General features: G+C 48.5%; 13 protein-coding genes. 2 read left to right on the top strand and 11 right to left on the bottom strand.

Features of this window, described 5'->3' with window-relative positions:
• Positions 1-83 precede the first annotated feature (83 nt).
• Positions 84-1352 (top strand): DNA polymerase IV, encoded by a 1269-nt coding sequence (locus ACWXW9_RS08955; RefSeq protein ID WP_494929111.1) that lies wholly within the window; start codon positions 84-86, stop codon positions 1350-1352.
• Between the two features lie 201 nt (positions 1353-1553).
• Here ACWXW9_RS08955 and ACWXW9_RS08950 read toward each other — a convergent pair whose 3' ends face one another.
• The 4 genes from ACWXW9_RS08950 to ACWXW9_RS08935 form a co-directional block, all read right to left on the bottom strand.
• On the bottom strand, positions 1554-1841 hold the full coding sequence (locus ACWXW9_RS08950; RefSeq protein WP_014282284.1) for a stage VI sporulation protein F: 288 nt from the start codon (positions 1839-1841) through the stop codon (positions 1554-1556).
• Positions 1842-1952: 111 nt separating this feature from the next.
• Entirely contained in the window at positions 1953-4001 is a 2049-nt protein-coding gene (gene recG, locus ACWXW9_RS08945; RefSeq protein WP_494929110.1) for an ATP-dependent DNA helicase RecG, read from the bottom strand.
• Between the two features lies 1 nt (position 4002).
• Entirely contained in the window at positions 4003-4872 is an 870-nt protein-coding gene (locus ACWXW9_RS08940) for a DegV family protein (protein WP_494929109.1), read from the bottom strand.
• A gap of 49 nt (positions 4873-4921) precedes the next feature.
• Positions 4922-6706, bottom strand: coding sequence for a DAK2 domain-containing protein (locus ACWXW9_RS08935; protein WP_494929108.1), 1785 nt, complete (start codon positions 6704-6706; stop codon positions 4922-4924).
• Between the two features lie 511 nt (positions 6707-7217).
• On the opposite strand from ACWXW9_RS08935, the gene rpmB reads away from it, so the two are divergent.
• A complete protein-coding gene (gene rpmB / locus ACWXW9_RS08930; RefSeq protein WP_014282288.1) occupies positions 7218-7406 on the top strand; it encodes a 50S ribosomal protein L28 in 189 nt (62 codons plus the stop codon).
• A 226-nt stretch (positions 7407-7632) separates the two neighbouring features.
• Here rpmB and spoVM read toward each other — a convergent pair whose 3' ends face one another.
• From spoVM to rlmN, 7 genes are all read right to left on the bottom strand, one after another.
• A complete protein-coding gene (gene spoVM, locus ACWXW9_RS08925; protein ID WP_014282289.1) occupies positions 7633-7713 on the bottom strand; it encodes a stage V sporulation protein SpoVM in 81 nt (26 codons plus the stop codon).
• Between the two features lie 142 nt (positions 7714-7855).
• On the bottom strand, positions 7856-8107 hold the full coding sequence (locus tag ACWXW9_RS08920; RefSeq protein ID WP_494929107.1) for a hypothetical protein: 252 nt from the start codon (positions 8105-8107) through the stop codon (positions 7856-7858).
• Positions 8104-8775 carry a ribulose-phosphate 3-epimerase gene (rpe, locus tag ACWXW9_RS08915; RefSeq protein ID WP_134913646.1) on the bottom strand — a complete coding sequence of 224 codons (672 nt, stop codon included), beginning with the start codon at positions 8773-8775 and terminating at the stop codon, positions 8104-8106. Before rpe ends, ACWXW9_RS08920 begins: the two co-directional genes overlap by 4 nt.
• A gap of 4 nt (positions 8776-8779) precedes the next feature.
• Positions 8780-9697, bottom strand: coding sequence for a ribosome small subunit-dependent GTPase A (gene rsgA / locus ACWXW9_RS08910; RefSeq protein ID WP_494929106.1), 918 nt, complete (start codon positions 9695-9697; stop codon positions 8780-8782).
• A 75-nt stretch (positions 9698-9772) separates the two neighbouring features.
• On the bottom strand, positions 9773-12043 hold the full coding sequence (gene pknB / locus ACWXW9_RS08905) for a Stk1 family PASTA domain-containing Ser/Thr kinase (RefSeq protein ID WP_494929105.1): 2271 nt from the start codon (positions 12041-12043) through the stop codon (positions 9773-9775).
• On the bottom strand, positions 12040-12816 hold the full coding sequence (locus ACWXW9_RS08900; RefSeq protein ID WP_494929104.1) for a Stp1/IreP family PP2C-type Ser/Thr phosphatase: 777 nt from the start codon (positions 12814-12816) through the stop codon (positions 12040-12042). Before ACWXW9_RS08900 ends, pknB begins: the two co-directional genes overlap by 4 nt.
• Positions 12817-12822: 6 nt before the next feature.
• A complete protein-coding gene (gene rlmN / locus ACWXW9_RS08895) occupies positions 12823-13863 on the bottom strand; it encodes a dual-specificity RNA methyltransferase RlmN (RefSeq protein ID WP_494929169.1) in 1041 nt (346 codons plus the stop codon).
• Positions 13864-14048: the final 185 nt, after the last annotated feature.

The raw sequence follows: 14048 nt of genomic DNA, 5'->3' as shown, positions 1-14048 counted from the left end.
GTATATAATACTACTATATCAATTTACATTCAAGAATATTTTGGAAAGACGATCACCATACATCTGGAAAGGAGATTGCAACATTGAACGAACGCGGAAAAAAAACTATATTTTTAGCAGATTGCCAAAGCTTTTATACCAGCATTGAGAAGGCCGACAATCCCGAATATCAACATAAGCCGCTAGTCGTTGCTGGTGACCCTTCGCTGCGTTCAGGCATTATCCTGGCTGCGTGTCCGCTGGCTAAAAAATACGGTATATCTACAGCAGAGCGTCTGGGAGAAGCGATAAGAAAATGTCCTGACCTTACCATTGTACGCCCGCGCATGCAGCATTATATCGACGTCTCATTAAAAATAACAGAAATTTATAACGAGTATACGGATTTGGTTGAGGTTTTCAGTATTGATGAGCAGTTTCTGGACGTAACCGGAAGCCTCTCCCTGTTCGGAGATCCGGTGAGCATCGCAAGTGAAATTCAACAAAAAGTAATGTCACAAACAGGGGTATGGATTCGTATCGGTATCAGTTCCAATAAAATGCTCGCTAAAATGGCGACAGATATATGGGCCAAGAAGAACGAAAGCGGCATTTTTGTCCTTCCTCCATCCGACATTGCAGCGTTGCTATGGTCTCAGCCGGTTTGCAGTATGTTCGGTATTGGCTCGCGCATGGAACGGCATTTGGAGAGGCTTGGATTGCATACCATTGGAGACATCGCACGTACTCCCTTACCCCGGCTTCAGGACAAATTCCGGTCTCATTTCGGCAAGCAGTCAGATATTCAGGCAGAAGTTTTATGGCGAACTGCTAACGGTCTGGATCACAGTCCGGTCAAACCGGAAACATTGGATACGCCCCCAAAATCCATCGGTCATATGATGACCCTGCCCCGGGATTATGTCCAGCCTGCGGAGGTGGAGACTATCCTGCTTGAGTTGACAGAAGAGGTATGCCGGGACTCCCGCCGCAAAGGATATATTGGCTCAGTTGTGACCGTCCATTGCATATGCAGCCCTTACGAGGCACCGACTGGTTTTTCCCGCCAGATGAAGCTTCCTGATCCTACAAACCGCACCGAAAAGATATATGAAACCGTGAAAAAAATATTTTATACCTTTTGGAACCATATGCCTGTGAAGCGTGCGGGTGTCACTTTAAGCGGCTTGATGGATGATCAGCTGTACCAGCTGGACTTTTTTGAAGATCAGGAGCGATCCCGAGCTTTGGAAAAAGTAACAGACACTTTAAAGGATCGATATGGTCAGGCGATCATCATGCGTGCATCGTCGTTAACAAACGCGGGGCAGGCTCTGGAGCGATCCGTCAAAATTGGCGGTCATTACAAATAAAATCTCTCTATTAACACTCAGTCTATTACCCGGGGAATTAAATACGAGCGAAGGCTACGGAATATACTATACTGAACAGAAAACAATCGGGAAATAGAGGAACAAGCAAAAAAGGACCGCCTGACATCAGGCAATCCTTTTCCAGCTTGGATGAGCATCGAGCATTCAGAGAGAGTTTAGAGACATCCAACGTATGTCCGGTTAACGAAACATCCCCCACAGCTTGATCAGATGAAACGTGTTCGACGGGTCGATTTTTTGCGCCAGCACGAAGGCCGTCAATTGTTCCTCCTGTGCAGCCGTCAGCCGCTCGTTCAAAATAGCGGAAGTGGACTTCACAAGTTGACGTACCTTGGCTTTGTTTTGCAGGTCCGCCTTGGTCACGCCTTCGATCTGCTGCTTAACCCGCTCCTTAAGCGCACGATTTTTCATTTTCAACTTAATCCGCTCCACCAGTTGCGGACTGATTCCATATTGCTGATAGCTCAATGTTACCGCACCTCCCATATCATTCGGTCATTCCCAAATATATGACGGCCAGCCTGTCCATTGTGCCTATCTGTTTAAAACTATAAAAACAACCTTATGATTCAAGGTGTATTAGTCGATAAGATCACCCTGGAAAATCTGCTCTTTTTGCAAATAGCCACGCAATGCTTCATACTGCGGAGATGTCCAAAAAGACGAGTCCGCGATCAGAGCAGTCGCATCCTCACGGGCCTTTTCCAGCACCTCAAAATCCGCTACCATATCTGCTAACCGAAACTCGGGCAGCCCACTTTGCTTGGTACCGAAAAAGTCACCCGGCCCCCTCAAATCCAAGTCACGTCTAGCCACCTCAAAACCATCGTCCGTATCGGTCATAACCTTCATCCGCTCCTGGCCCACCTCAGACTTGGGATCAGCGACCAGCACACAGTACGAGGCATGTGCGCCCCGCCCGACACGTCCGCGCAGCTGATGCAACTGGGACAAGCCAAAGCGGTCCGCATCCATAATGATCATTAGCGTCGCATTCGGCACGTCTACGCCCACCTCTACAACTGTCGTTGAAATGAGTAACTGGATTTCATTTGCATAGAAAGAACGCATAACCTCTTCCTTTTCTGCGGGAGTCATTCGCCCATGCAGCAGACCGACGCGGTAACGTGGAAAAGCCTGTTGCATTTGAATATGCAGATCGATGGCATTCTGTACATCCAGCTTCTCAGACTCCTCAATCAACGGGCAGATCAGATAAGCCTGCCGTCCCTGATCCACCTCACGGGAAATAAATCCGAGCACACGATCCATCAGATCATGCTTTACCCAATACGTAGAAATCGGAATACGCCCCTTTGGCCGCTCTGACAACGTAGAGACATCCATATCGCCAAAAGCGGTGATCGCCAGCGTACGCGGAATCGGCGTTGCCGTCATCGTAAGAACGTCGGGATTATAGCCCTTGCGACGCAATATACTACGCTGATTGACACCAAATCTGTGCTGCTCATCCGTTACAACAAGCCCAAGCTGGCGAAAATACACATCTTCCTGAATAAGGGCATGCGTGCCCACCACAATATCCAGCAGACCCATCTGGAGCGACGCCAGTAGCTCCTTACGCTTCTTCCCGGTCGTACTGCCCGTCAACAACCCCACACTAATCCCAAACGGTTCAAATAACTTGTGAAGCGACCGCATATGCTGTTCAGCCAAAATTTCCGTTGGCACCATCAGCGCCCCCTGAAAACCGGAACGCACCGTAGCAAACAAACCGATGGCGGCAACAACGGTTTTACCTGACCCAACATCCCCTTGAAGCAGACGGTTCATACAATAAGGCGAACGCAGATCATGCAGTATTTCAAGCTCCACTTTCTTCTGAGCATCCGTCAGCTCAAACGGCAAGGCCCTCACAAATTCGCGAACCGTGGCATTATCCACCGTATGTACAACCCCATCTGCCCGGCCGCGGTTCAACGCACGGAATGCCTGCATTTTCAACTGAAATAAAAACAGCTCTTCATACACCATCCGACGGCGGGCCTCTTGTCCCTCTCGATTGTCCTGAGGCTGGTGTATACCTGCAATAGCCTGCTTACGCGGCATTATACTGTATTTACGTACAAACGACTCCGGCAAAATTTCGGGAATCATTTCACCAAACTGCTGGAGTGTCTGGTTCATCGTCTTGCGCATCCAGGTCTGCGTAATCTTGCCGCCTACGGAATACACAGGCTGAAGCGTCCCAGAACGAGCGACTCCTTTATCGGGAAACTCGGAATCCGAAACGGTCATCTGCATCCGCTTCAGATCCCATTTGCCAGTCACGACAATTTCACGGCCTGACGTTAGCTGCTCCTTCAAAAAATGACGATTGAACCATGTCGCTGTAAACATCCAATCCTCAGCCATCAATTTACAAGTCAATCTGGATTTGCGCCCATAACGCTGAAGCACCGGAATGCCCATAATTTTAGCCTGCACCGTAATTTTATCTCCGTCCTTCACTTCGCTCAGCGAACGCAAACGGTAATCCTCATACCGGAACGGATAGTATTCCAGCATGTCCTGCACATTAGAAATGCCAAAAGCGTGAAGCTCTCCTTCTTTGAGAGCACTCACGCCGTGTATTTGTTTCAAAGGTATTTGATCCAGTTGTAACATATTACCTCTCATCTCCGGCCGGCCATGCAAAAATGGCAATTGTTCCAGGTCCCACATGGGTTCCGATCACGGCGCCAACTTCCGTATATATTCGATCTCCCAGCTCAAAGTGTTCTGCCAACTGTGCCTCGAAAGCTTCTGCTGCCGAACGATCTGCCGTATGGCCTACAGCAATATTAATTTTTTGGCCCTTTAAATCCCGCTCCAGCAATTCAATGATTCGTGCTGTCGCTTTTTTATGTCCTCTTGCCTTGTCTGCCGAATAAATGATACCTTCCTTGTCCATCGAGAGAATCGGCTTAATATTGAGCAGGGTGCCAATCATGGCTGCTGCTTTGCCGATACGCCCCCCTTTTTGCAAGTATTCCAGCGTATCCACCAGAAAATACAAGCAAAGACGTTCCTGACGATGCTCTAAAGCTTGAACGATATCAGTCGGGGAGTGCCCGGAAGCCGCCAGCTCTGCCGCATAGACCACAAGCATACCATATCCGTACGAGGCCAATTTGGAATCTAGCACGGTTATTCTGTCTTCATGCTTCTCCAGCATGGATTTACCCAGCAGAGCGGACTGATACGTTCCACTCACGCCGGAAGACAAATGGATGGAAACGATCTGGCTCTCGGGATGTTGCTCCAACAGCGTCGTAAATGTCTCCAAAAAGCGGGCTGGTGAAGGCTGTGACGTCGTAGGTAGCCCATCAGCCCGTACCAGTTCGCTATAAAATTGCGCGGCAGACATCTCAATGCCGTCAAGGTAAGTCGTGTTTCCGAACATCACCGTCAGCGGCACAATGACTATCCCGAGACGGTCTACCAGTTCCTGTGGAATATCAGCCGTGCTATCGGTCACAATGATGGTGTTGCTCATCGGTCAGACCTCCTTTTGTGGTGAGCTTCTATGGACGCTCTACAGCCCATCAAGTTTCCACCGAAAACAGGTAAGGATAAATCGGCTGACCGCCTTCATGAACTTCCACTTCAGCATCCGAATAATTTTCTTCAAGCCATGCAACGAGCTGCTCTGTATCTTCTTGCTTCGCATCCGAACCTGTGAGAATCGTAACAATCTCATCGCCATTCACCAACATTTTGATCAGCAAAAGACGAGCCGTTGCAATTAATTGTTCTTCAGTCGCTACAATTTTGGAATCCTGAATACCGATATAATGGCCGGCCGTAATGTGCAGGTCATCAAGTGTCGTATCCCGTACTGCATAGGTTACCTGCCCTGATTTCACACGGCTGACCGCGTCCCGCATGCTGTCCTGATTGGCCTCAAAGGCTTCTTCCTCCTGAAAAGCGAATGCCGCAGCAATACCCTGAGGAATCGTTTTGCTCGGAATAACCGACACCAGACGCTCCATCTCCAGCAGTTCACGGGCCTGCTCTGCCGCCAGAATAATATTGGAATTATTCGGCAGGATAAAAATGTGCTGCGCCGCAATCGACCGAGCCGCATTAACAAAGTCTTCCGTACTCGGATTCATCGTCTGACCACCGGAAAGGACAACATCCACACCTAAGCTTCTGAAAATATCAGCAATCCCTTCGCCTGAAGCCACTGCTATGAAACCATAGGGTGCCAGCTCATGAGCCGGTGGCTCAGATGGCTCCTCCTCACGTGCAGGCTCTGCCGGTATTTCAGCAAACCACTCAGGCTCAGGAGCGCCATCCATACCCGCAGACAACAAATCACGATGCTGCTCGCGCATATTCAGAATACGGATCTGTGTAATTTCCCCGTAACGTAGCGCCAGATTCAACACTTCGCCCGGAGCCTTGGAATGAACATGAACCTTAATAACATCATCGTCAGAAATAACAATGATAGAGTCTCCATCCACAGATAACGCTTTCCGGAAGGCTTCCTCATCAAAGTCCGTACCTTGGGCTTCTCCCAATTGTCGATTAATAAAAAATTCCATATCATATAAAAATTCAATATTTTCCGTTTCAAGCTTCGCCTGCGCCGAAATCGGTGCATCCGGTGAAGGAGCAATCGCTTGCGCCATCGGTCTCTCGGATACATGAGGAGCATAAGCAGTGCGTACATTCTCCCCTTTTACAATTGGAGCTGTCACCAAACCGCTTCCAAGATACTGCATGAACCCTTCATAAATATACACAAGTCCTTGTCCACCCGAGTCCACAACCCCTACTTGCTTCAGTACCGGAAGCATGTCCTGCGTCATGGCAAGCGTTTCCTTCGCTTTGGCAAGCACTTCTTCCATCAGTTCAGTAATGTCATTTGTCCGGCGTGAGAAAAACATAGCATGCTTGGCCGCTTCCTTCGCCACGGTAAGAATTGTACCCTCCACCGGCTTAACCACCGCCTTGTAGGCCGCATCCACCCCGCTCTGCAATGCCGATGCGAACTGAAGGGTATTCAATTCCTCGTATGGGGCAGCGTAACGGCTGAAGCCACGGAACAACTGAGACAGGATAACCCCTGAATTGCCGCGGGCTCCCATCAGCAAACCTTTGGATAATATGCCGGACATGACACCGATGGAGGAAGAATCCCCCCTCTTTAATTCTGTTACGCCCGCGCTCATCGTCAAATTCATGTTAGTTCCTGTGTCACCGTCCGGCACCGGAAATACATTAAGTGAATTGACGTGTTCCGCATGCTGCTGTAATTGTTCCGCCCCGGCTAAAACCATTGCGGTAAAATCTGTTCCATTCAAAGAACGATTACTCAAGAGAATTCCCCTTCCTAGCTTAATACACTTGTTTTGCCATCAACCTTCCGCATCGTCATGTTCATCTGTGCGGACAGGTTCAATTGAATTATACTAAAGCCAGACGACGAATACGAATGTCACACTTTCGTAAGCTTATCGTACCCACGGCCTGGTCGGCCTTCCACAGGTCTATATATGAAAAACCAGTCAACCACCCGACATTGAAACATCGGCTGGAATGATAAATATGGTTCCGCCTCTGATCTGTCCGGCATGACTGGAATAAGAATTCACATTCCAACTATTACAAGAATATTCACAGCAATAGCTATCCCATATTGTACTATAATGCGTAAGATAAATAAATAAAGTTTTTGAATCGGTTGACGGAGCTTTTTTGACTATGATATTATATATAAGTATTGTTTTGTTCAGGTTAGTGACTTACAAAGTCCGACTGACCCAGTCGGCCTGAAGAGCGACCCGTTCCGTACGGAACTTGGTTATTTTCAGAATAGGAGGTGGAATCATGTCTCGTAAATGTTCTGTAACAGGCAAAAAGCCTGGCACCGGTAACCACGTATCTCACGCTAACAACCGTAATCGCCGTACTTGGGGCGTCAACGTACAGAAAGTTCGTATTCTCGTTAACGGTAAACCGAAACGCGTTTATGTCAGCACTCGTGCATTGAAAGCCGGTAAAGTAACTCGCGTGTAGTCGTAAAAAAATAACGTTATAAACAAAAGGCACCTCGTTTTAAACGGGTGCTTTTTTGGTTATTCAAAATGTTACGTCCATTGGGCCCATGATGTCAAAATGTCAGGCATCTTCCCGCGCGTTCCTGCCGTTTGCTGTCGAGCTACCTGTCTGTCGTTGTGCCCGGGAAGCATGCCCTGTGTACCTTACTCTTCATTTTGCATCCTGTGTGTACGTTACGTGCAATTCAGCTTTTCTGGAATGTATTCAGAATGGCTTTGACGAACCCACCCAGAAATCTTGGTAGCTTGATTGTATAAAACTTCATGCTTCACCCTCCCCATCATCCTCGTGCATCCGTTCTCTGTAGTTTATGCAACCTGTCAAGGGTTGTTGCCATACAAAAAAAGGCTACATGAGAATCCCGCTCATGTAACCATATTTATGCACATCTATCCCATGCTATACCATTAGACAAGTCCACGAACATACAGATATGCTGAGAGTATGAAAATAAATAGGATATAATAAAGCACGCTGCTTATTACAAAGCCGATACGTAAACCGCGCCGTTCATTTTTACGAAAATAAAACAGCACAATCAGAACGGCAACGAGGGAAAGAAGGGCATTCCAAGGAGATTTCACCAGCGAGAAGCAACTTAGGATCACACCTGTCACCATACTCCCTACCGTCATCCACAGCGCTTCGGTCAGCTTCACTTGGACGAATGATGAGCTGCACTGTCCCGAATAGCCGCAATAGCCGCTCCGCGGTCCGCTCTGCCGAATACCGCACTACCAGCCACCAGAACATCAGCCCCTGCTTCAAATACGGCTGGTGCCGTCTCCTCCGCAATGCCTCCGTCTACCTCAATATGTACATCCGGACGGCCGATTTCATTCAACCATGTGCGAATCTGTCTGATTTTATCCAACGTCTCCGGAATAAAAGACTGCCCCCCAAATCCAGGGTTAACTGTCATAACCAGAATCATGTCTACATTGGGCAGCACTTCCTTGATCGCATATGGAGAAGTGCCCGGATTGAGGGCCACACCCGCAAGAGCACCTTGCTGCTTGATCAAATGGATGACCCCGTGCAGATGAACACAAGCCTCGGCATGAACGGTGACGATATTGGCTCCTGCCTTCACAAAATCGCCAATGTAACGTTCAGGATGCTCAATCATCAGATGAACATCCAGAGGAAGACTCGTATGCGGACGAATAGCCTGAACGATAGGAGGTCCTAAGGTAATGTTTGATACAAAATGACCATCCATGACATCCACATGAATCCAGTCTGCTCCTCCTGCTTCAGCTTCCGCAACTTCACTGCCCAAACGGGCAAAATCAGCGGATAAGATCGACGGTGCTATTTTTAACATATGCTCAGTACCTCCGCTTTTTTTCTTTTAATTCCTGATAGAACTGCAAATAGTTATCATATCGGCCCTGCGAAATATGTCCTTCTGCCAAGGCCTCTCTCACTTTACAGCCAGGTTCGTGAATATGGGTACAGCCCCGGAACTTGCATCCTTCTGCATACGACTGGAATTCACGGAAACATGGAGATAACTCATCCACACCCAGCTCCAGGAAATCCAGTTGGCTGAAACCCGGTGTATCTGCTACAAAACCGCCATTGTCGAGTGGAATTAATTCCACATGACGAGTCGTATGTCGTCCCCGCCCCAGCTTATTGCTAATGGCACTCGTCTCCAGCGTTAAGCCTGGTTCCAGCGCATTAAGCATAGAAGACTTCCCAACACCTGACTGCCCGGAAAACACGCTGATTTGACCAGCCAACAGCTTCTTAAGCTCAGCCGTACCTTCCCCGTTACGGGCACTGGTCACCAGCACCTCATAACCAATCTTCCGGTATATTTTCTGAACAGCCAAAACCGTCTCATCCTCCGAAGGACTGCCCTCATACAAATCGCGCTTTGTCAGACAGATAATCGTATCCAGCCCGGCGTGCTCAATATGCACCAAAAATTTGTCCAGCAACGGCAGATTTAAATCCGGCTCACGTAGGGAAAACAACAGTACAGCAAGCGTAGTGTTAGCCACTGGCGGGCGAATGAGCTCCGTCGTGCGCTTCCGAATCTCATTAACCATACCTTCCCCGTTTTCAGTCAGTTCATAAACGACCCGGTCGCCGACAAGCGGCGTAATCTCTTTTTTCTTAAAAATTCCGCGTGCTCTGCATTGCACCGTAGCTTCGCCGGATACCGGCCGCCCATTCTGATCCAGACTGGAGACATAATAATATCCGCTGAGCGCCTTGACGATCAGACCTTCAGGCATGTGTAAGCCGTCCTCCTTTAAGTGTTTAGGAATAGTGAAAACGAATAACGGGTATTGTACTGACCTCCGGCATGATTATTGATGCTTTACAGCCTCAATGACTTCACCCTTTTTTTTGTGGAGGCCCTTTCCCTTACCTGAATGGTTTGTAAGCTCACCACTCGTTACGCTTGTAGAACCCGTTTGGGGGGCAAAAGCGGACGGTTCACCATTGCTATTGGTGCCATCCTGATTGCTTGAGTCGCCCCCGGTATTACCATCATTTGAAATATCCCCGCTATTCCCTTGTTCGCCACTTCCATTGCCATTATGTGAAGAAGTACCATCTGGCGTATCTGTCGGCGTAGTTCCAGCTGGCGGAGCGATTTGAGGCATCGTCACCGTGCCATTCTTTGCATCAATATAAGAAACGGGATACGTATCAACAAACTGTCCATCTCTGTATACTGAAACTACACTATCCTTGTTCGGAGCCAGCAACAGATTAATAGTGAATACTTGTGTCGTGTTGATTGTACGGCTTCCCCATTCCTGGTTTTCTCCGCGTGCATCCGTATAAGTAATACGAATCTTGCTGTTTTTACCCTCTTCCTTCGGCGCAACCGGCACATTAAATGGCAAGGTAATCGCTTCTGGCGGATAACCGGTGCTTACATAAAACGTAATTTCCGTATTTGGAGGCAAATCACTACCGGGCTCTGACGGCCATTGCTTGGTTACTTTGCCTTTTTCCTGCTCATAGCTGAATTCCTCTTTGACCGAGCCAACCTTCAATCCAGCACCTTTGACTTCATTTTCAGCCTCTTTCTGCGTCTTGCCCACCAGATTTGGCATTTTCACTGTAGCAGCGCCCTTGCTGACCGTCAGCACCACCTGTACCGTATCTTTATCAAAGGACTCATTCGCCGCTGGTGTCTGACTAAGGACGGTTCCCACGGCCTGATCACTGAACTGCTCATTCCGCTGAATCTGTGTCTCCTTAATCTGCTGGGAGGTCAACAGCTTAACAGCAGCATCATAGCTCTGTCCTTTGACATCCGGCATCGGAGTCAGCGGCTTGGCAATCCCGACTTTCAGTTCAATTTCCGTTCCCTTCTTAACCACAGATTTCTCTGGATAGCTCTGATAGAAAACAACTCCGGGTGCAACCCCGTCCTTATATTCATGCTTAATTGGGTCCTTAATGACCAACCCGGACTGACTGATCAGCAGTTTGGCCTGATCCTCAGTCTTGGTCACCACATTCGGCACTACAACGTCAGGGACGACGAGCAAATTTTGCACATAGTACACTACGCCACCCATGCAAAGAAGCAACACGAGCACCAACGTTATCCACAAGATCGGCTTCTTTTTACTTTTTTTAGCCGTTTGCTTGCTCTGAAGCTTTTCAGAATCGCCAGATTGGGCAGGCTCGTCGTCTCCACTGGAGGACATGCCCATTTGCTGAGGCTTAATAGCCGGAATAACCCGCGTTTGATCCTCGTCATCCAAATGTGTAAATTCCAGTTTGGATTCATTACGGCGTCCCGGCAACAGGCATGTCTCCAAGTCTTTTAGCATTTCATCCGCAGATTGATAACGTTCCTCCGGATTTTTGCGCATGGATTTTAAAATGACGTTTTCCACGCTTTGCGGAATCAGTGGATTAATTTTGCGCGGTTCCTCAAATTCCTCTTGCAGATGCTTGAGTGCTACACTGATCGGACTTTCTCCCAGAAAAGGAAGTTGCGCCGTCAGCATTTGGTATAAGACAATCCCTAGAGAATATAAGTCCGATTTCTCGCCGGTGACGACTCCCTTCGCATGCTCGGGTGAAAAGTAATGGACAGAGCCCACCACAGAGCCTGTCTGGGTAATCGTCGTTGACGTGACAGCTCTGGCAATCCCAAAATCGGTTACCTTGACCCGTCCATTGCGCCCGATCAATATATTATGCGGTTTAATGTCCCGGTGAATAATCTGATTTTGGTGAGCGTGCTCCAATGCGTCACAAATTTGAGAAGCGATCCGTACCGCTTCATCCACTTGCAGCGGGGCACGTTCCTTAATAATTTCGTTCAGATTTTTTCCTTCCACGCACTCCATTACAATATAATGGATTTCATCCTCTTGGCCGACATCATAAATACTGACCACATTCGGATGGGAAAGCGAGGCCGCAGACTGTGCCTCACGCCGAAACCGGCGAATAAATTCATCATCATGGACAAATTGCTGACGCAGCACCTTGACCGCCACATTACGATTCAGCAAAATGTCTTGAGCCTTGTACACCAGCGCCATACCGCCGCCGCCGATGCGCTCAATAATTTCGTATCTTCCCCCAAGCAGGTGCCCGATCATGCGTCACACCCCTTTTCACTCAATGAAACTGTGTCATCGGGCAATTCAAACAAAGCTACTGTGATGTTGTCGTCGCCTCCGGCAAGTAGAGCCAGATGCAGCAGACGATCCGCTCGTTCCTCCAGAGGATTCTCGGCGGCACCTACTACTTTACTAATTTGCTCCTCCGTCACCAGATTACTCAGCCCGTCGCTGCACAGTAACAGCACATCGCCTTTTTCCAGAGAAACGGAGTCAATATCCACTTGCACCTCGGAATCAGTGCCCAGCGCCCGTGTTAACACATTGCGACGGGGATGGTTCTCCCGCTCTTCCTTGCTGATCTGACCGTTTTTGAATAACTCATTGACCAGTGTGTGATCTTCCGTAATCTGACGTACCACTCCATTAGAAATCACATAGGCACGGCTGTCCCCGATATGTCCGATAATCCCGGAGGCATCGTTTAGCAAAACGGCTACAACCGTTGTCCCCATATTATGATACTTGTCATCGTGGGCAGCCGTTTGGAAGATGACTTCATTAGCATGCAAAATAGCGTCGCTAAGCGCCGCTGTCAAAGAGTGCGCGGATAACCCGCTTTCCAGCGTCGCCAAATCAGCGGCAAGTGTTTCTACCGCGAGGCGGCTGGCCGTATCACCGGCCAAATGCCCGCCCATGCCATCGGCAACAATTCCCAGAATATATCCCTGCTCCAAGTGCCTAATCCAGGCAGAATCCTCATTCACCGAACGTACACGTCCGACGTGGCTGACATGAACTGTTTTGATCAAATGGTCTCACCCCAACTCCATATGCTTTGCACGCAACTGGCCGCACGCAGCGGCGATATCATGACCCTGTTCACGCCGGATCGTCACATTGACGCCTTTCTCGGCAAGAATGCGCTGGAAATTGAAAATATCGCTGCGCGATGTGCGCACATACTTGCGCTCAGGCACATGGTTAACCGGAATCAGGTTGACGTGGCACAGCATGTCCTTCAGCACGTCCGCCAGTTCTTCGGCATGTTCCGCCTGATCATTCACTCCGCCAATCAAGGCATATTCAAACGAAATTCTCCGGCCTGTTTTAGCAAGATAGTAACGAAGCGATTCCATAACATCCTGAAAAGGATAACGCCGGTTTACAGGCATCAGCTTCGAACGAAGCGCATCATTAGGCGCATGAATGGATATTGCCAGATTAATCTGGGTATCCTCGTCCGCGAATTTGTAAATATTCGGCACGATACCACTGGTCGATACCGTGATGTGACGCTGACCAATATTCAGGCCCTTTTCATGAATCATCGTACGTAAAAATGTCATGGTCGCTTCATAATTTTCAAAAGGCTCACCCGAGCCCATAATCACGATGCTGCTCACACGCTCATTCGTCTTATCCAAAATTTTCTGTGCCTGAACGACCTGCGCGGTAATTTCACCGGCGGTCAGGTTACGTTTGAGTCCCCCAAGCGTCGAAGCGCAGAATGTACAGCCGATTCGGCAGCCCACTTGAGTCGTTACACAAATACTGTTTCCGTAATTGTGTCTCATAATAACTGTCTCGATAGCATGATCATCATGCAGACCAAACAGAAATTTTACCGTACCGTCCTTCGATTCCAGCTTTGTAATTTCATGAAGCGTCACAAAGCTGAACTGGTCCTCAAGCTTCTCTCTCAGCGACTTGGACAAATTCGTCATCTCACTGAAATCATTGACCCGCTTCACATACAGCCAATCAAAAATTTGTCCTCCGCGAAAAGCAGGCTCGCCATTGCGCTTGACCCAGTCCTGCAACTCCTCCAGAGTTAAATCATATATAAAAGGTTTCATCAATGTTTGCACCCGTTCCTTCTTCATTAAGTTCTGTTTAATTCTCACAGACAGTGTTTTTCATTCTTCCTATTTTAGCACAAATCCCTGAGAGGGTAAAAATTTTTCGTCCCAATGCAAAAACCGCCGGATGATATCCGGCGGAATGTGGAAATGTTGGTGGTTGGCAGCCTGCGGGATTCTTA

Source organism: Paenibacillus sp. LT-B23 (assembly GCF_059417685.1).
The sequence above is the reverse complement of the archived record's forward strand: the minus strand, read 5'-3'. Positions and strand labels throughout refer to the sequence as shown.

What these genes read in the sequence shown, in the direction of transcription:
- pknB (WP_494929105.1), bottom strand. Translation starts at nt 12,043, where the DNA reads ATGATCGGGCACCTGCTTGGGGGAAGATACGAAATTATTGAGCGCATC.
- ACWXW9_RS08940 (WP_494929109.1), bottom strand. Translation starts at nt 4,872, where the DNA reads ATGAGCAACACCATCATTGTGACCGATAGCACGGCTGATATTCCACAG.
- rsgA (WP_494929106.1), bottom strand. Translation starts at nt 9,697, where the DNA reads ATGCCTGAAGGTCTGATCGTCAAGGCGCTCAGCGGATATTATTATGTC.
- rlmN (WP_494929169.1), bottom strand. Translation starts at nt 13,863, where the DNA reads ATGAAACCTTTTATATATGATTTAACTCTGGAGGAGTTGCAGGACTGG.
- spoVM (WP_014282289.1), bottom strand. Translation starts at nt 7,713, where the DNA reads ATGAAGTTTTATACAATCAAGCTACCAAGATTTCTGGGTGGGTTCGTC.
- rpe (WP_134913646.1), bottom strand. Translation starts at nt 8,775, where the DNA reads ATGTTAAAAATAGCACCGTCGATCTTATCCGCTGATTTTGCCCGTTTG.
- recG (WP_494929110.1), bottom strand. Translation starts at nt 4,001, where the DNA reads ATGTTACAACTGGATCAAATACCTTTGAAACAAATACACGGCGTGAGT.
- rpmB (WP_014282288.1), top strand. Translation starts at nt 7,218, where the DNA reads ATGTCTCGTAAATGTTCTGTAACAGGCAAAAAGCCTGGCACCGGTAAC.